This is a genomic window from Nitratidesulfovibrio sp. 1201_IL3209 (genome assembly GCF_036763125.1).
Classification (GTDB): Bacteria; Desulfobacterota; Desulfovibrionia; order Desulfovibrionales; family Desulfovibrionaceae; genus Cupidesulfovibrio.
Genome location: NZ_JBAIYT010000001.1, coordinates 338,318 through 355,566, shown reverse-complemented (window position 1 = coordinate 355,566; position 17,249 = coordinate 338,318). Strand labels below are relative to the sequence as shown.

Genomic DNA, 17,249 nt, shown 5'->3' with positions numbered 1-17,249 from the left:
GGGGTGAAGAGGAACTTCGAATTACACCTCAAAGAATGTGAATGGCGCTACAACAAGCCCCTGCCCCAACTCATTGCCGAAATGAAACGGCTGGTAGCAAAAAACAAAGACCTGATGGTCTAGAGCCTACGAAAACCACAGAAACCGGCGCAGCCGCACGCGGGCCGGCTCATCCCAGCGCAGCCGTTTCACGGCCGGGTCCAGCCACACCACCACGCCATCCACCATGTGCCGGTGGAAGGCGGGGCGCATCCATTCCGGGGGTCGTCCCACGCGCACGGCGGGGGTTCGCACGGGCATGATGCGCGTCGCTCAACCGCAGCCGCGCGCCGCCTGCATGTACACGATCACGTTGCCGCCGCCCGCCAGAATGCGTTCCCGCGCGTCGTCGTCGATGTAGATCATGGCCGCCTCCGGGGCGCACGGCGCCCGCATGGACACATGCTAGGCATTGCCGGGTCCGGGTGCAAGCATCCCGCGCGCGGTCAGGCAGGACTGCCGCCACATCAGGACAGGCGGTACTTGAACGCCTCATACCCGAAGGCGCGCACCACCTCGCGCCGCGCCCCCCGCCCTTCCGCATCCGCCGGACGATAGCGGGCGATGGCGGGCAGTTGCAGCCCGTTGAAGGTGGTGGTCTTGACCATGCTGTAGATGGCCATGTCCAGGAAGGCCAGCCGGTCGCCGGGTTGCAGGGGCGCGTCGAACGAGTATTCGCCGATGACGTCGCCCGCCAGGCACGACTTGCCCGCCAGGCGGCAGGTCCAGCCCTTTTCCCCCGGCAGGCCGGAGCCGATGCAGCCGGGGCGGTAGGGCATTTCCAGCACGTCGGGCATGTGCGCGGCGGCGGAAGTATCCAGGATGGCCACGGGCATGTCGGCCCGCACCACGTCCAGCACGGTGCACAGCAGCACCCCGGCGTCGAGGGCCACGGCCTCGCCCGGCTCGATGTACACCTGCACCCCGTACTTCTGGCGCATGCGGTCGATGCACCGGCACAGCAGGTCGATGTCGTAGCCCGGCCGGGTGACGTGGTGCCCGCCGCCGAAGTTCAGCCATTTCATGCGGCCGAGATGCGCGCCGAACCTGGCCTCCACCGCGTGCAGGGTGCGGTCCAGCGCGTCGGCGTCCTGCTCGCACAGGGTGTGGAAATGCAGGCCGGAGATGCCGTCCAGCGCATCGTCACCGCGTGCCGCCGCCTCGGCCAGGGCGGCCTCGAAGTGGTGCGGCCGCACCCCCAGGCGCGAGCCCGGAGAACACGGATTGTAAATGGCCACAGCCCCTTCCGAATGCTCCGGGTTGATGCGGATGCCGCACTCGATGGGCCGCCCCGCCGCCGCCACCGCCGGGCGGAACCGGCGCCACTGGGCGAACGAGTTGAACACCAGATGATCGGCCAGGGTCACCAGTTCGGCCATGTCCGCGTCGCTGTACCCGGCGGCAAAGGCGTGCACCTCGCCCCCGAACTCCTCGCGGCCCAGCCGCGCCTCGTGCGGCGAACTGGCGCAGGCGCCGTGCAGCGCCCCGCCGTGCGCGCGCGACAGCAGCGGAAACAGGCTCCACATGGCGAAACCCTTCAGCGCCAGCAGCACCTTGGCCCCGGTGCGGCGCTGCACCGTGTCCAGAATGGCGGCGTTGGCCGCCATGCGCGCCTCGTCCACCACGAAGCACGGCGACGGGAAGCGGCTGGGGTCGAGTTTGGCGAGATAGGCTTCGTCCATCATCCGGGTATGCTCCTTGCGAAAGCGGAATGCGGGTGTGCTGTCCGGCAGTTCGGAAACCGGAAAGCGGTTACGCCCCGCCCGTGGCGAGGGCGCGCATGCGCTCCATGAGCAGCGGGACGCGGCCCTGGCTGGCCGGATCGGGCGGCAGGTAGCCGGGCAGCGCGTCCAGAAAGTCGTCATCGGCCAACAACGCGGCGAAGGCCACGGCAAGGTAGCCACGCACGGCGGCGTCCGATGCCGCCACCTCGGCTACCATGTCCTGCCGACCGTCCAGCACGGCCACCATGTCTTCCATGTCGTGGCTGGTCAGGTAGTCGCCGTTGCCCCGCCCCTGGAAGGCTTCCAGCTTGGTGGCCAGAAAGTATGCTGGGGCGGCCACCCGCAGGGCCACGCCGTCCACGGTCATGGGTAAGGCATGGCGCAACGCATCGGCGTACCAGCGGTTGGAAAAGCCGAGGATCGCCGCGTCTGTGGGCATGACGTCAAGCACCAGCGCGCCGTGCCGCCAGCGACACACCACGTCCATGTCCTCCACGAAGCCTCGTGCCCGCAGGCGATCGGCCACGCGGTAGTAAGCCGCACGGGTGGCCGCCTCGACGATGACGTCCACATCCAGCGTGGGCCGCACATCCGGGGCGGCCGGGTCGGTCAGCAACAGGGCCACGCTGGCCCCGCCCACGAAGACCACCTCGTCGGCAAGGTCGCCCAGCAGACGCGCGGCGTCCAGCACGTGGCCGATGTTACGCTGGCGGCGCATCGTCACCATCCGGATCCTTGCGCAGCAGCGCGGCCAGGAGTTCCGCCGCCCGCTGCTGCTCCCGCGCCCGCCCGATGCGGATGGCGTCCAGCAGGCTCAAGGCGTCGTACAGGCGAGGGTTGCGCAGGGCGACCTCGGGCACGGACTTGTACAACGGCGACAAGGACACTCCCCGATGTTCCCCCTCCGGATACGGCCAGACATAGACCGCTTCGGCACCCGAATCATGCAGAAGTTCCCCCTTCAATGCGGGGGCGGCAAACGCCGTCGGCACCCCGCGCGTCACCGTGCCGATGTCCGGCGGAAAGGCGTACTTCACCCCGTGCACCAGAAACTCCTCCAGCGCGGCGCGCACGGGCCTGCGCCTGTTCTCATCGTACAGCCGGGCTTGCGTGGCACGCTTGATGGAACTGTGCACCATGGACATGCTCATGCCCAGCGCCGTGCCCAACTGGCCGTAAGTCCACCGGGTACGCCGCGCCACTGAAAGCTTGAGCATGACGAGAACATCTTGGGGAAGCAGGTTCATGGCCTTTCCATATTCTAGATTCTAGAATGACGCAAGCCCCGCCTGAACATCGCTCGCCCGCTGTCCCGGTATCCCGCTGCCCGAACAAGGACCGGGGGACCGCGCAGACGGCCCCCCCGAAATTCATGCTGCCCTCCGGCCATATCTGGCATTCGGAGGGAGTTTGTTCTCCGAATGCCTACTTCTCCACCACCACCCACGGCAACCCGTGCCGGTTCAGGGCGTCCATGAACGGGTCGGGGTCCAACTGCTCCATGTTGAACACGCCCTTGCCAGTCCACTTGCCGGTCACCATCATCATGGCGCCGATCATGGCGGGCACGCCGGTGGTGTAGGAAATGGCCTGCGAACCCACCTCGCGGTAGGCCTCCTGATGGTCGCACACGTTGTAGATGTAGACGGTCTTGGGCTTGCCGTCCTTCACCCCCTGCATCAGGCAGCCGATGCAGGTCTTGCCCTTGGTGCGCGGGCCGAGGGAGGCCGGGTCGGGCAGCAGCGCGCGCAGGAACTGGATGGGCACGATCTTGTTGCCGTCGTGCTCCACCTCGTCGATGCGGGTCATGCCCACGTTTTCCAGCACCTTCAGGTGGTTCAGGTAGTTGTCGGAAAAGGTCATCCAGAACCGGGCGCGCTTCAGACCCTTCAGGTTCAGCACCAGCGATTCCAGTTCCTCGTGATACATCAGGTAGCACTTCTTCGCGCCGATGCCCTCGGGAAAGTCGTAGTTCATGGACCACGACAGGGGGTCGGTCTCCACCCATTCGCCCCGTTCCCAGTAGCGGCCGCGCGCGGTCACTTCGCGGATGTTGATTTCCGGGTTGAAGTTGGTGGCGAAGGGGTGGCCGTGGTCGCCCGCGTTGCAGTCGATGATGTCCAGCACGTGCACTTCGTCCAGCAGGTGCTTCATGGCGTAGGCGCAGAACACGTTGGTCACGCCAGGGTCGAAGCCGCTGCCCAGCAGGGCCATCAGCCCCGCCTTCTCGAAGCGCTCCTGATAGGCCCACTGCCACTTGTACTCGAACTTGGCCTCGTCCAGCGGTTCGTAGTTGGCGGTGTCCAGGTAGTGCACGCCGGTTTCGAGGCAGGCGTCCATGATGGTCAGGTCCTGGTACGGCAGGGCGATGTTCAGGACCATGTCCGGCTTGTACGCGCGGATCAGCGCCACCAGCTCGGGCACGTTGTCGGCGTCCACGCGGGCCGTCTCGATGGTGCGCCCGGTGCGGGCCTTCACGTCCGCGGCAATGGCGTCGCACTTGGACTTGGTGCGGCTTGCCAGCATGATTTCGGAAAACACGGAGGGAACCTGCGCGCACTTGTGGACGACCACGCCGCCCACGCCGCCAGCGCCGATGATGAGGACACGTGCCATGACGCACTCCTTTGCGCACCCCACCCGCCCCGGACACCCGTGCCCGGAAACGCGCGGCCGCGCCACACTGCTGTGGTTATCCCAAACGACCTGCCCCCGCACTGGGGGCGGCCCCGCTTGTTGCCTGCATGCGCCGGTGACCGGCGTCAGCTTACCATGCGATGCGCATGGCATGCATCAAGGGTATCCTGCTTCGATGGGGTGCGGGGGACTTTGAAGCAAGCCTTCTTCACGCCCCCGCCGCCCATGGCGACAGTGCGATTTCGTTCGCTGGCAAGGAAGGCAAGGGCCGCATGAGGGAGCGTACTCTTTGGTACGTGACCGATATGCGGCCCGCCGCCTGACGATGTCCAGCGGACGAAATCGCCTGTCGCCTAACGTTCGAAGTAGGTATAGCCGCGCAGCCCATCCTCATACGCCTGCATCACCCGGTAGCGGTCCGAGGGGGTGATGCGCCCCTCGCGCACGGCCTGTTCCGCGGCCTCGCGGATGTCCTCGATGATGCGGCGGGGGTCGTATTCCACATACGACAGGATGTCCGCCACGGAATCGCCGCGCAGTTCGCGCACGAATTCGTAGCTTCCGTCCTCGTGCACGCGCACCGAGACCACGTTGGTGTCGCCCAGCAGGTTGTGCAGGTCGCCCAGGGTTTCCTGGTACGCCCCCACCAGGAACACGCCGAGGTAGTATTCCTCGCCGTCCTTCAGGGGGTGCAGGTCAAGGGTGCCCTTCACGCCCTGCGGGTCGATGAAGTGGTCGATGCGGCCGTCGCTGTCGCAGGTGATGTCGGACAGGATGCCCTGGCGCGAGGGCAGTTCGTTCAGGCGGTGCAGGGGCACCACCGGGAACAGCTGGTCGATGGCCCACGAGTCGGGCAGCGACTGGAACACGCTGAAGTTGCCGTAGTAGATGTCGGCCAGGGCCACGTCTATCTCGGCAAGATCCTTGGGCACGTGCTTCAGCTTCTGCTTCTCCTGGGCGATGCGCTTCATGATGGCCCAGAAGTAGCGCTCGCCAAGGGTGCGTTCGCGCAGGGTGATGCGCCCGGTCAGGAACTGCTGGCGCACTTCGTCGCGGTAGTACACGGCGTCGTTGTAGCATTCCTGCAGGTTGCGCAGGGTCAGCCCGGCCAATGCCTCACGCATGTTGCGCACGGGCTCGGGGCAGTCGTCGGGCAGGATGTCGGGCAGGTTGCCGATCTCCACGCGGCTCACGTCCAGGATGTTGAACAGCAGCATGGAGTAGTAGGCCACGGTGGCGCGGCCCGATTCGGTGACGATGTGCGGATGGGCGATGCCTTCCTCGTCCAGGATGTTCATCACCGCCTCGATGATGTCCGCGCAGTATTCGTCGAGGGTATAGTTGCGGCTGCTCACGTAGTTGGTGTGCGAGCCGTCGTAGTCCACGGCAAGGCCGCCGCCAAGGTCCAGGTAGCCCATGGCCGCGCCCTCGGCCACCAGCCCGCCGTAGATGCGGCAGGCCTCCATGACGGCGGCGCGGATGTCGCGGATGTTCGGCACCTGCGAGCCCAGGTGGTAGTGCAGCAGCTGGAAGCAGTCGAGCATGCCGTGGTCCTTCAGCATGTCCACCACGTCCACGATCTGCGCAGTGGTCAGGCCGAAGGTGGAGCGCTCGCCGCCGGAATCGGTCCAGTGGCCGCCCGCCTTCACGGACAGCTTGGCGCGCACGCCGATGAGCGGACGCACGCCAAGGCATTTGGAGCGCTGGAGAATGAGCGGCAGCTCGCTGGCCATTTCCAGCACGAAGAAACACTTGTAGCCCATGCGCACGGCGTGCAGGCCGAGGTCGATGAACTCCTCGTCCTTGTAGCCGTTGCAGACAAGGCAGGCCTCGTGGTCGCGCAGTTGCGAGACGGCGGCGATGAGTTCGGCCTTGCTGCCCACCTCCAGCCCGTGGTGGTAGCGCGAACCGAACTGGGCGATCTTTTCGACCACCTGCTGCTGCTGATTGACCTTGATGGGGAAGATGCCCCGGTATTCGCCCTGGTAGCCGAGCGACCCGATGGCCTTGCGGAAGGACTGGTGAAGACTGGTGATCTGGGAATCGAGAATGTTCTCGATGCGCAGGAGCACCGGCATGTCATAGCCGCGCTCCCGCATGCCCCGGATGATTTCCGGGATGCTTACGGCAGGACCGCGGTTGTCTCCGAAAGGATAGACGACGACATCGCCGCCCGGGGCGACATCGAAGTACCCGGCACCCCAATTGCGGATGCCATAGAGCTCAGCGGAGTCGTCGACACTCCACTGTTGCAGCGTACGGTTTCTTGCCAATTCCCGAACCTCATACATACCCCGTCTACAGGTGCATGCCACGGCGCCGCCTTTGCGGCGGGCCGACCAGAGCCTCTCTCTAAAATCCCCCGCGCGCGGGTGCAGCGCAGGGGCGCGCATGCGTGGGATAGAGTGGCACCTTCTATTGACAGCGGGGGACCTTGTCAACGGTATTTTCCCCCATTTCGCGCGAATGTCACAGTACCCCGCAATCATTGGGCGTACGCGGCACGGAGAACGCGCCAGGTGGGATTTTTACCCATTTTTCGGTAGGGCACGACGTGAGACGGGACTTGCCGCTGACAGGTGGCCGCCGCTGTGGTATGGCGTGGGCGTACTTCGTGCAGACCATATCCGACAAGCCCTAAAGGCCCGGCCGAATTCCGCCGTAAAGGGGAAAGCTGTCGGCTCGGGTCCAGTTCGCTCCGGTCCGCCAGCGGGGCCACCCGGCCCGAAGGCCGGGGGGAGCTCCGGTCCGTCACGAATTCACGATTTCACTGTATCCAGGTCCCATTCCGGTATGCGCGCGTGCGGCACGTTCGGGGAAACGTGCGGGGAGGACGCCGCCATCCGGCCCGCCCGGCACCGCCCTTGCGTTCCCCTCGCGCATGGAACAAGCCAGCCCGACCCTCGCCCGGCCGCATGCGCCGCGGCGCGTTGCGGGCATGCGCGGCTTTGTCCGCCCTCATGGCTGTACGAGAGGCTTCAGTGCTCGACAAAAGCAGGCTGCACCGCTGCGTGAACGCCCTGCTTGCCAATGGCCTGCAGGAAGACGCCGATCCGGAGACCGCACGCGTCACCGGAGTGGCGAACCTTTTCTATGGCGTCACGGCGCTGTTCGCCTCGGTGATGGGGATACTGGACTTCATCCAGGGGCAGACCACCTTCATGGTCTTCCTGCTGGTGCTGCTGGGCTTGGCCCTGTTCGGGCTGTTCTGGGTGCGCCGCACCGGCCGCCACGTGCTGCCCAGCACCGTGCTGGTGCTGGTGCTGTTCTGCCTGTCGCTGTACCTGGTAGCCCACGGCGGGGTGGAGGGCAGCGGCTTCGTGTGGCTGTTCATCTTTCCGCCCGTGGTCATGCTGACCTTCGGCCTGTCCATCGGCATCCTGCTGATGACGGCCCTGCTGGTGGGGGTGGGCGCCATCCTGTTCCTGCCGGGCGATCCCTTCCTGTACGCCGACTACTCGCAGGCGTTCCGCATCCGCTACACGGTGGCCCTGCTGTGTTGCGGCATCTTCGCGGGGCTTGCCGAATACACCCGCCGCCACACCCAGCGCCTGCTCATCCTGCTGACCCAGCAACTGGCCGAAAGCGCCCGCACCGACGAACTGACCGGCCTCGCCAACCGCCGCGCCCTGTGCGAACGGCTGGAATACGAGCAGGTGCGCGCCCGCCGCACCGGCAGGCCGCTGTCCATCGCCATCTGCGACATCGACCACTTCAAGTCGGTGAACGACTGTTACGGCCACCAGTGCGGCGACCAGGTGCTGCAATCGGTGGCCGGGCTGCTGCACGACAACCTGCGCCACCAGGACACCATCTGCCGCTGGGGCGGCGAGGAATTCCTGCTGCTGTTGCCGGAAACCGACGAGGCCGGGGCCGCCCGGCTGTCCGAAAAGCTGCGCGGCCTCATCGAACAGACGGAATACTCGTACCACGGCATCCCGGTCGGCGTGACCCTGTCCTTCGGGGTGCACACCTGTGGCCCGGAAGGCGACATCGACTACCACATCCGCAAGGCCGACCAGAAGCTGTACCTGGCCAAGGAACAGGGCCGCAACCGGGTGTTCGCGGGCGAGGTGCCGGACATCTTTCTGCCCGAGGGGTTGTTGCTGGACGAGGAAGAGGCGTAGGGGCGGTTTCCAAATTGCCTTTTCGCCCGTTGGCTTCCGACCCGAAGGGCGCGAAGCGTGGCCGTTGGGCGAGCTTGCGAGCCTTACGGACATCGTGCGCAACGCGGTCAAACTTCGCCTTGGCGTTGCTGTCCTGATCCGTAAGACTCGCGCTGCGCGCTCGCCTAACGGCTAAGGCTCGGTCGAATACGATAAGAGCGCGATGCGGTCGCCATCCGTAATGCTCGAAGACTCGCATAACGGCTGCCGCATACTCCCTCATGGCAGGCTTGTTTTCCTCGCCAACAAACGAAAATCCTGCTTTGGAAGCCGCCCCTGAAACATCCCCCACCGCAACGCAACGAATGCGGGCCGCGAAGGTTTCCCCTCGCGGCCCGCTGGCGTTTTCCGGATCCCGGATTCCCGGATGCAGCCCTTACACGCCGCCGCGCGCAAGTTCCAGCAGCGTGCGCACCGCAAAGCCGGTGCCGCCGCCGGGGCAGGTGGAGGTCTTCTTGGCGGTGTAGGCCGGGCCCGCGATGTCCAGGTGCGCCCAGCGCACCCCCTTGTCTACGAACTGTTTCAGGAACAGCGCCGCGTTGACGGCCCCGCCCTCGCGCGGACCCACGTTGGCCATGTCGGCCACGTCGCTCTTCAGGTTCTCGAAGAACATGTCCCACAGCGGCAGGGGCCAGAAGCGGTCGCCCACCACGTCGCCCACTGCGCGGATGCGGCCGGACAACGCGTCGTCGTTGGCGAACACCGCCGCCACATCGGTGCCCAGCGCCACCACGCAGGCCCCGGTCAGGGTGGCCAGGTCCACCACCACCTCGGGGGCGTATTCGCGCTGGGCCCAGGTCAGGGCGTCGCACAGCACCAGCCGCCCTTCGGCGTCGGTGTTGATGATCTCCACCGTCTTGCCGGACAGGGTGGTCACGATGTCGCCGGGGCGGGTGGCCCGGCCGTCGGGCATGTTCTCGGTGCAGGGCATGACGCCCACCACCCGGCGGGGCACGTCGGAGCGGCCCAACGCCTCGAACAGGCCCAGGATGGCCGCCGCGCCCGCCATGTCGCCCTTCATCTCGTGCATCTTGGCGGCGGGCTTCAGGCTGATGCCGCCCGTGTCGAAGGTGATGCCCTTGCCCACGAACACCAGCGGCGTCTGGTCTTCTGTGCCCTTGGGGGCATGCTCGATGACCACCAGCCGGGGTTCCTCCTCCGCGCCACGGAACACCGAGGCGAACGCCCCCATGCCCATCTCCACCAGTTCGGCGCGGCCCAGCGAACGGACCCGCATGCCGTACTTCCTGGCGATGGCCTCGGCCTGTCCGGCCAGATGGCCGGGGGTGACGAAGTTGGGCGGGCCGTTGACCAGGTCGCGCGCCAGGGCCACCCCGGCGGCGGCCGCCTCGCCCCTGCGGGCGGCGGCGTGCAGGTCGTCCGGCACCGAGGCTTCGGCGCACAGCAGGGCCAGCCAGCGCGGCTCGAAGCGGGCGTCTTCTCCGCCATTCTCGCCGTTGCCGTTCCCGTTGGTCTTGAACCGGTCGTAGCGGTACAGGCCCAACAGCGCGCCGCACACGGCCTCTTCGAAGGGGGACCATGCCTGGGTCCCGCCCTCGGTCGCCGTGACGCGGGCCAAGGCCACCGCGTCAATGCTTACGGTCTCGATCTTCAGTTCGCGGCAGCGGCGCAGGGCCGCGCCCGCCGCCGCGCGCAGCCCGGCCGGAGCCGTGGCCGCGAACGCCTCGCGCTTGCCCAGCCCCGCCGCGATCACGCGCGGCACGGCCAGGTCCGGGTGCCCGTGGAACACGGCGACCTCGTCCTTCCTGCCCCGAAAGTCACGCACCGCCGGGGCAATGCCCAGCCACGGCGCCGCCTCCAGCAGTTCCGGCGCCCCGTCCGACAGGGCCTCGCCCTCGAACAGGAACACGATCACCGCATCCGCGCGCCACTGGGCAGGTCCGCCCACCTGAAAGCGAATGTCCACGTCACACCTCCATCACGCGCCGTACACATGGCGCAACACATCCACAATAGTACCTATCGAGGGAAGAAGGAACCGGGGAGGGGACCTTTTGAAAAAGGTCTCCCTCCCCGGACCCCTCCCCCCAAAACTTTTCATTTGGTCCGCTGCATTCTGGTCCCGGCAACGCAAAGGGACAGCCCTGTGCACAGCTTCGGCAGCACCAACGAACACGAGTTGTCGGAGGAGAAAGGGAACGGGGAAGGAAAGAACCCTCCCCCCGTTTGCCCGTTCCAGAAGCCTCTTAGAAGTCCAGGCCATACGTATCAATAAACTGCCCGATACGGGCGCGCGCGGCCTGCATGCGTTCGCGCAGTTCCACCTTGTAGGCGGCCAGGTCCAGTTGGCGGCGCGCCACGCCGGTGCGCATGGCGGCTTCGGCCACGGCCGGGGCCACCCATTCGATGACGCGCGGGTCCAGCGCCTTGGGGATGATGTAGTCCACCCCGTACGCCAGTTCCGAAAGGCCGTAGGCGGCCAGCACGTCGACGGGCACGGGTTCGCGCGCCAGGGCGGCCAGGGCGCGGGCGGCGGCCAGCTTCATCTCCTCGTTGATGGCGGTGGCGCGGGTGTCCAGCGCGCCCCGGAAGATGAACGGGAAGCCCAGCACGTTGTTGATCTGGTTGGGGTAGTCGGAACGGCCCGTGGCCATGATCACGTCGGCGCGCGCGGCCCTGGCGTCCTCGTAGGAGATTTCCGGGTCGGGGTTGGCGCAGGCGAAGATGATGGGGTTCGGGGCCATGGAGCGCACCATGTCCTGGGTGACCATGCCGCCCACGGACAGCCCCAGGAAGCAGTCGGCGCCGCGCATGACGTCGGCCAGGCTGCCGTGGTCCTGTTCCTGCGCGAATTCCAGCTTCTGGGCGTTCAGGTCGGTGCGGCCCTTGTGGATGAGCCCGCGCGAGTCGAACATGAACACGTTCCCGCGCCGCACGCCGAGCGATTCGAAGAATCTGGTGCAGGCGATGGCCGCGGCCCCCGCGCCGCTGATCACCAGCTTCACGTCCTGCGGCTGCCGGTTGGTCAGTTCCAGCGCGGCGATGAGCCCCGCGCCCGAAATGATGGCCGTGCCGTGCTGGTCGTCGTGGAACACCGGGATGTCCATCTGCTCGATGAGCGTCCGCTCGATCTCGAAGCACTCCGGCGCCTTGATGTCCTCAAGGTTGATGCCGCCGAAGGTGGGCTCCAGCATCTTCACGAACTCGATGATCTTCTTGGGATCCTTCTGGTCTATGGACAGGTCGTACACGTCCACGTCCGCGAAGATCTTGAACAGCACACCCTTGCCTTCCATGACCGGCTTGCCCGCCAGCGGCCCGATGTTGCCGAGCCCCAGCACCGCGGTGCCGTTGCTGACCACCGCCACCAGGTTGCCCTTGTTGGTGTAGTCGTAGCCCAGCGCCACGTCGGCGTGGATGGCCCGGCACACCTCGGCGACGCCGGGGGTGTAGGCCATGGAAAGATGCTTCTGCGTGGCGCAGGGCTTTACGGGAACCACCTCCACCTTCCCCGGGTGGCCGCAGGAATGATAGCGCAGCGCCTCTTCCTTGGTGAACAGGGCCATGAAATGCCTCGCTTGTCGTTGACGGTGCGGTAAAGGGAACGAACGCCGCGCCCGGCAGGCTGCCTGCCCGCGGTCGGCTGCATGTCCTCACGTCCGCGCAACGTAGTGCAGCGGCGCATCCATTGCAAGCCGCGCCGCACCCGCTTGCCGCGCCATGCGAACCGGGATATTTTCAGGAATGCTGCCCCGTCGCCTGCTCTCGCCCCTCATCCTGCCGGTGTACTCGTTCGCGGCCACCATCCTTGCCGGAGCCGTGCTGCTGTGCATGGGCATCAGCCATTCCCCGTCGGTGGGCGGCGCGGGGCTCTCCTTCGTGGACGCGCTGTTCACCGCCACCTCGGCGGTGTGCGTCACCGGGCTTTCGGTGGTGGACACGGGCGCCACCTTCAGCCGGACCGGCCAGTGGATCATCCTGGTGCTCATCCAGTTGGGCGGGCTGGGCATCATGACCTATTCCAGCCTGCTCCTGTTCCTGCTGCGGCGGCGCGTGTCGCTTACCGACCGGCTGGCCGTGGGCCAGGCCCTGATGCACGACGCCTCGTTCCACCTGGGACGGTTCCTGTACCGGCTGGTGCGCACCATCCTGTGCATCGAACTGGCGGCGGCGTGCCTGCTGTACATCTTCGCCCCCCAGGGCATGGGCGCCTTCGGCGCGCTGTTCCACGCCGTGTCGGCGTTCTGCAACGCGGGCTTCGGCCTGCGCCCGGACAACCTGATGCCGTGGCAGGAACACGCCGGGGTCAACCTGGTGATCATGTTCCTGATCGTGGTGGGCGGCATCGGCTTTTCGGTCATCGACGAACTGCTGGGGGCCGCGCGCACCAGGCTTTCCGGCAAGCCCTACCACCCCTTGAGCCGCCACACCCGGCTGGTGCTGTCCACCACCGCGTTCCTCATCGTGGCCGGGGCCGTGCTGATCTGGCTGGCCGAATACCTCAGCGACTACACCGGGCTCACCCCCGCCGGGCTGGTGCTGCCCGCCCTCTTCCAGTCCGTCACCTGCCGCACGGCGGGCTTCAACACCATGGACATCGCGCGCCTGACCGACTTCACCCTGATGGTGATGATCTGCCTGATGTTCGTGGGCGGCTCGCCGGGGTCGTGCGCGGGCGGCATCAAGACCACCAGCTTCCGGGTGCTGGCCGGGTTCGTCGAGGCGCAACTGCGCGGCAGGCGGCAGAACGTGCTGCTGGGCCGCGCCGTGGACGAGCCCACCCAGGCCAAGGCGCTGACCCTGTTCCTGTTCGCCATCATCGTGGTCACGGTGGGCACCATGGTGCTCAGCCTGACCGAAGGCGGCATCTCCCCGCACACCCACGGCCGGTTCGAGCAATTGGACCTGATGTTCGAGGTGGTTTCCGCCTTCGGCACCGTGGGCCTGACCACCGGGGTCACCCCGCACCTGAGCGTGCCTGGCAAGCTGCTGATCTCCCTGCTGATGTTCATCGGACGCATCGGCCCCATCTGGCTGCTGGCCACCCTGCAGCATTTGCAGAGCGAACCCAAGTTCCGCTGGCCCGAGGTGGACTACCCCATCGGGTAACCCTCACGGCCCGCGACACCCCCAGGAGCATCCCCATGGTGAACGTGGCGAAGAAACTGGAAATCGGCATCGTCGGCCTTGGCAAGTTCGGCCTGCAACTGGGCCGTACCCTGACCGGCATGGGCCATGCCGTGGTGGGCCTGGACACCGGCGAGGCCCGCGTGCGCCTTGCCCAGGACGTGCTGGCGCAGGTCTACCAGGCCAACGCGGCGGACATCGCCGTGTTGCAGCAACTGCGCTTCCAGGACCTGGACATCGTGTTCGTGAGCGTGGGCGATTCCATGGAGACCTCGCTGCTGGTGGTACTGAACCTTCAGGAGCTTGGCGCGCGCAAGATCGGGGTCAAGGCGGCCTCCGTCGAACACCGCAAGGTGCTTACCCGTCTCGGCGTGGACCTGGTCATCCTGCCCGAGCACGACGTGGCCACCCACGTGGCCCACCGGCTGGCCAACCCCGGCATGCTCGACCTGCTGCCCCTGGGCGGCGGCGTGCTGGTGCAGGAACTGGTGGTGGACAAGTGGGCGGGCCGCACCCTGCTGGACCTGAAGCTGGTCAACGCCTACGGGGTGATGGTGGTGGCCGTGAAACCCGCGGGCGGCAAGGAGTACCGGTTCGTGCCGCAGGCGCACGAAGTTCTAGAGCGGGGGGATGCGCTGGTGGTCATCGGCAAGCAGGAGGATGTGTTGCGGCTGGCGCCTTAGGTGAGGGGCGCGTGGCGGTGAGGAGGGATGGGAAGGGGGAGTGCGTTGATGAGCGCGGCCTCTACGAAGACAGTCCTGCCCTTTTGATTGCCCCCGATTTCGTTATGCCTCCGGCGGGAGGCAAAAGAGGTGTCGCGCGTTACTGGGCGCGGCTTCTACGAAGACACGCCAGCCCGTTTGACCACGCTCGATTTCGTTATGCCTCCGGCGGGCCGGGGGTGTTGTAACGAACACCCCCTGCACCCCCGCGTTCCAGGGGCGCCGCCCCTTGGAACCCCGTGTCGTCACGCACCGCATTCCTGTGCCGGGCAGCTTCCCTCCGGCGTAGACGCCTCCGGGTGATCTGCCCGGCGGAATGCATATGTGCACGCGTCTCTCGCCGCCACGACGAAGCGAGAGTGCCTTTATCCACACCCTCGTTGCGACGCATGTGCCGCCGTCAAGGCCCGGCGCCACACGCTTCTACGCGCGGCACATTTTCGTTGAACAATAATGGCACACGGTTCCCAATGCTCGGACCGCCGTGCTGGCGCAAACAGCGAACCACCATTGCCTGTTGCCCCCCCCCTCGACCAACGCGCCACCCCACACGCAACCTCGGCGCGGCGATACGCGTCCGCAGCCGGAGATCGCCGCCGAGGCTTTGCGAGGCGGAAGCTCCGGCGTCGCGGATGCGTGCCGCAATGGACGTGTTGGGCAAGGCATCCCAGTGCAGCAACGGCAGCGAGAGATTCGCGCACATCGCATTCCGCCGGGCAGATCGCCCGGAGGCGTCTACGCCGGAGGGAAGCTGCACGGCACAGGAATGCGGTGCATGAAAACCTGGGGGGGCCAGGGGGGCAGCGCCCCCCGGAGCGCGGGGATGCAAGGGGCCGCCGCTCTGCGGCCCCTTGCCCGCCGGAGGCATAACGAAATCGAGGGCAATCAAAAGGGCAGGACTGTCTTCGTAGAAGCCGTACCCAGCAGGGCACATCACTCCCCCCCCCCTCCCCCCCGCTACGCGCGATTGGTAATGAACACCCCGCAGGTCACCAGCGCGGCCCCCAGCAGCAGCGACACCGGCAACGCCTCGCCCAGCATGGCCCACGCGCAGACGATGGCCGTCAGCGGCACGAAGTTGATGAACACCCCGGCCCGCCCGGCGCCTATCTCCTTCACCGCCTCGTAGAACCAGGTGAAGCCCAGCACGGTGCCGAACACGCCAAGGTAGGCCGCCGCCACCCACAGCGCCGCCGGGTATTCCGGCAGCGCCGTCCACAGCCCTTCGTGCAGGGCGAACGGCAGCAGCATCACCGTGCCCACCGCGCACGACCAGGTCACCGCCGCCAGCGGCGACAGTGCGCGCATGACCACCTTGCCCAGCAGCGAATACGCGGCCCAGCTTGCCAGGCAGCCCAGCAGCGCCACGTCGCCCCACGACAGGGCCGACGAGAACAGCGTCAGCGGGTTGCCCCGGGTGATGGCGATGACCGCGCCGCCCACGGACAGCAGGATGCCCGCCAGCTTGCGGCGCGATAGCGGTTCGCCCAGGAACAGGGCCGCGCCCACGGCGATGGCGATGGGGTTGTTGGTGACGATGACCGCCGCCCGGCTGGCGGGCACGGTGGCAAGCCCGGTGAAGAACAGGGCGTTGTAGGCGAACACCCCGGTGGCCCCCAGCAGCAGCACGCCGGTCCAGCCGTGCATGCCCCGCGAGGTCAGGCGGGGCAACGCGCCCTCGCGGCGGCGCACGTACCAGAACAGCAGCCCCGTGGCCATGGCGAAACGCAGGAAGGCGGCGGAAAAGGGATCGGCGTGGGTGGCGGCGATGCGCCCGGCAACGAAGGTGCCGCCCCAGAACACGGTGGCCAGCAGCAGCTTGGCGTACAGCAACATGGACGACTCCCGCGTGCATGAAAGGCGCGGCGGCGCGGGCGCACGGTGCGCGGGGCTCGTCGCGGGAACGATGGAAAAAAATAACGCCGCAACGCCGCACCCCGGACACTGTGGCACGACAGCATGTTACAGCGGCATCGAATCCATAACATACCGGGATTGCGGCACGTTGACACGTGCGGCGATATACGGGAAAAACACGGTACTGTCGAGGTGTTACCCCCAAGGTTTGCCCGGCAGCCCGTTGCACGACGGGACATACCGAACGTTGCCCCAGAGCCGCGTCCTTGCGCCGGGCAGGACACGACCCGCCACGACCTTCCGTGGCACGCAACCGCAGGAGGCCCATGACCCGACGCCACCCCCTACGATATCTGACGACCATCCTGATGCTCTGCGCGTTGCTTCCCGTGCCGCTGCCCGCGTCGGCCAGCGAAACGCCCGCCAGGCGCAGCCGCGCCTCGTGGTACAGCGACGAACTGCACGGCAAGAAGACCGCCAGCGGCGAAGCCTACGACATGAACGCCCTGACGGCCGCGCACAAGACCCTGCCCCTCGGCACCGTGGTCCGCGTGACCAATCTTTCCAACGGCCGCTCCGTGCTGGTCACGGTGAACGACCGGGGCCCCTATCGCGGCAACCGCGACATCGACGTCTCCTACTCCGCCGCGAAACAGCTGGGCATCGTCAAGCCGGGCAGCGCCGCCGTGCGCATCGAGGTGTTGGGCGACGCCAAGGGCCGTCCCCTGGACCCCGACAGCGCCTATTTCGTCCGCATCAGGTCGTACGCCGGCAAGGCCGAGGCCGAACGGCTGGTCCGCAAGCTCGAACGCGAGGGCGAAGCCGCCGCGCGCGTGCGCCAGCGCACGGAAAACGGCCGCAAGCGCTGGATGGTCTGCGTGGGTCCCTTCCGCGATTTCGACGACGCGCGCGCCCTGCGCCGCCACCTGATGCAGCGCCACGCCGACATCGACATCGTGGCCGACCGCGCCCGCGACTGACCGCCGCCCCCCTCGTTCAGGTTCGTACATCCTTTC

Annotated in this window: 13 protein-coding genes and 1 pseudogene; 5 read left to right on the top strand and 9 right to left on the bottom strand. The window is 67.0% G+C overall.

Translation table 11 applies throughout. From position 1 onward, the window contains the following. Nucleotides 1-123 (top strand): annotated as a pseudogene (locus tag V6B97_RS01560) (IS1595 family transposase); the annotation flags it as partial. 3 nt (nt 124-126) lie between these two features. Here V6B97_RS01560 and V6B97_RS01555 read toward each other — a convergent pair. From V6B97_RS01555 to speA, 6 genes are all read right to left on the bottom strand, one after another. After that, on the bottom strand, nt 127-300 hold the full coding sequence (locus tag V6B97_RS01555; protein WP_333504734.1) for a hypothetical protein: 174 nt from the start codon (nt 298-300) through the stop codon (nt 127-129). Nucleotides 301-506: 206 nt separating this feature from the next. After that, nucleotides 507-1,724 (bottom strand): carboxynorspermidine decarboxylase, encoded by a 1,218-nt coding sequence (gene nspC, locus V6B97_RS01550; RefSeq protein ID WP_333504733.1) that lies wholly within the window; start codon nt 1,722-1,724, stop codon nt 507-509. Between the two features lie 67 nt (nt 1,725-1,791). After that, entirely contained in the window at nt 1,792-2,481 is a 690-nt protein-coding gene (locus V6B97_RS01545) for a hypothetical protein (protein ID WP_333504732.1), read from the bottom strand. Beyond that, a complete protein-coding gene (locus V6B97_RS01540) occupies nt 2,465-3,010 on the bottom strand; it encodes a hypothetical protein (protein WP_333504731.1) in 546 nt (181 codons plus the stop codon). Before V6B97_RS01540 ends, V6B97_RS01545 begins: the two co-directional genes overlap by 17 nt. A 178-nt stretch (nt 3,011-3,188) precedes the next feature. Further along, nucleotides 3,189-4,379 carry a saccharopine dehydrogenase family protein gene (locus V6B97_RS01535; RefSeq protein WP_333504730.1) on the bottom strand — a complete coding sequence of 397 codons (1,191 nt, stop codon included), beginning with the start codon at nt 4,377-4,379 and terminating at the stop codon, nt 3,189-3,191. Nucleotides 4,380-4,753: 374 nt separating this feature from the next. Then, the gene (speA, locus tag V6B97_RS01530; protein ID WP_333504729.1) at nt 4,754-6,673 is read right to left on the bottom strand and encodes a biosynthetic arginine decarboxylase; all 1,920 of its coding nucleotides are present in this window, start codon (nt 6,671-6,673) and stop codon (nt 4,754-4,756) included. A 708-nt stretch (nt 6,674-7,381) separates the two neighbouring features. On the opposite strand from speA, the gene V6B97_RS01525 reads away from it, so the two are divergent. After that, entirely contained in the window at nt 7,382-8,527 is a 1,146-nt protein-coding gene (locus tag V6B97_RS01525; protein ID WP_333504727.1) for a GGDEF domain-containing protein, read from the top strand. A gap of 415 nt (nt 8,528-8,942) precedes the next feature. Here V6B97_RS01525 and V6B97_RS01520 read toward each other — a convergent pair whose 3' ends face one another. Together V6B97_RS01520 and V6B97_RS01515 are read right to left on the bottom strand one after the other, a co-directional pair. After that, nucleotides 8,943-10,493 carry a leucyl aminopeptidase gene (locus V6B97_RS01520; RefSeq protein ID WP_333504726.1) on the bottom strand — a complete coding sequence of 517 codons (1,551 nt, stop codon included), beginning with the start codon at nt 10,491-10,493 and terminating at the stop codon, nt 8,943-8,945. Nucleotides 10,494-10,773: 280 nt separating this feature from the next. Continuing rightward, on the bottom strand, nt 10,774-12,093 hold the full coding sequence (locus V6B97_RS01515) for a malic enzyme-like NAD(P)-binding protein (protein WP_333504725.1): 1,320 nt from the start codon (nt 12,091-12,093) through the stop codon (nt 10,774-10,776). Nucleotides 12,094-12,271: 178 nt separating this feature from the next. On the opposite strand from V6B97_RS01515, the gene V6B97_RS01510 reads away from it, so the two are divergent. Both V6B97_RS01510 and V6B97_RS01505 read left to right on the top strand, forming a co-directional pair. Next, entirely contained in the window at nt 12,272-13,636 is a 1,365-nt protein-coding gene (locus tag V6B97_RS01510) for a TrkH family potassium uptake protein (RefSeq protein ID WP_333504724.1), read from the top strand. 35 nt (nt 13,637-13,671) lie between these two features. After that, nucleotides 13,672-14,337, top strand: a complete 666-nt coding sequence (locus V6B97_RS01505; RefSeq protein WP_333504723.1) for a potassium channel family protein — start codon at nt 13,672-13,674, stop codon at nt 14,335-14,337. 996 nt (nt 14,338-15,333) lie between these two features. Here V6B97_RS01505 and V6B97_RS01500 read toward each other — a convergent pair. Beyond that, the gene (locus V6B97_RS01500; protein WP_333504722.1) at nt 15,334-16,212 is read right to left on the bottom strand and encodes a DMT family transporter; all 879 of its coding nucleotides are present in this window, start codon (nt 16,210-16,212) and stop codon (nt 15,334-15,336) included. 347 nt (nt 16,213-16,559) lie between these two features. Here V6B97_RS01500 and V6B97_RS01495 point away from each other — a divergent pair, with 347 nt between their 5' ends. Then, nucleotides 16,560-17,213: a septal ring lytic transglycosylase RlpA family protein gene (locus V6B97_RS01495; protein WP_333504721.1), complete on the top strand. Its 654-nt coding sequence runs from the start codon at nt 16,560-16,562 to the stop codon at nt 17,211-17,213. The last annotated feature ends 36 nt before the right edge of the window (nt 17,214-17,249 follow it).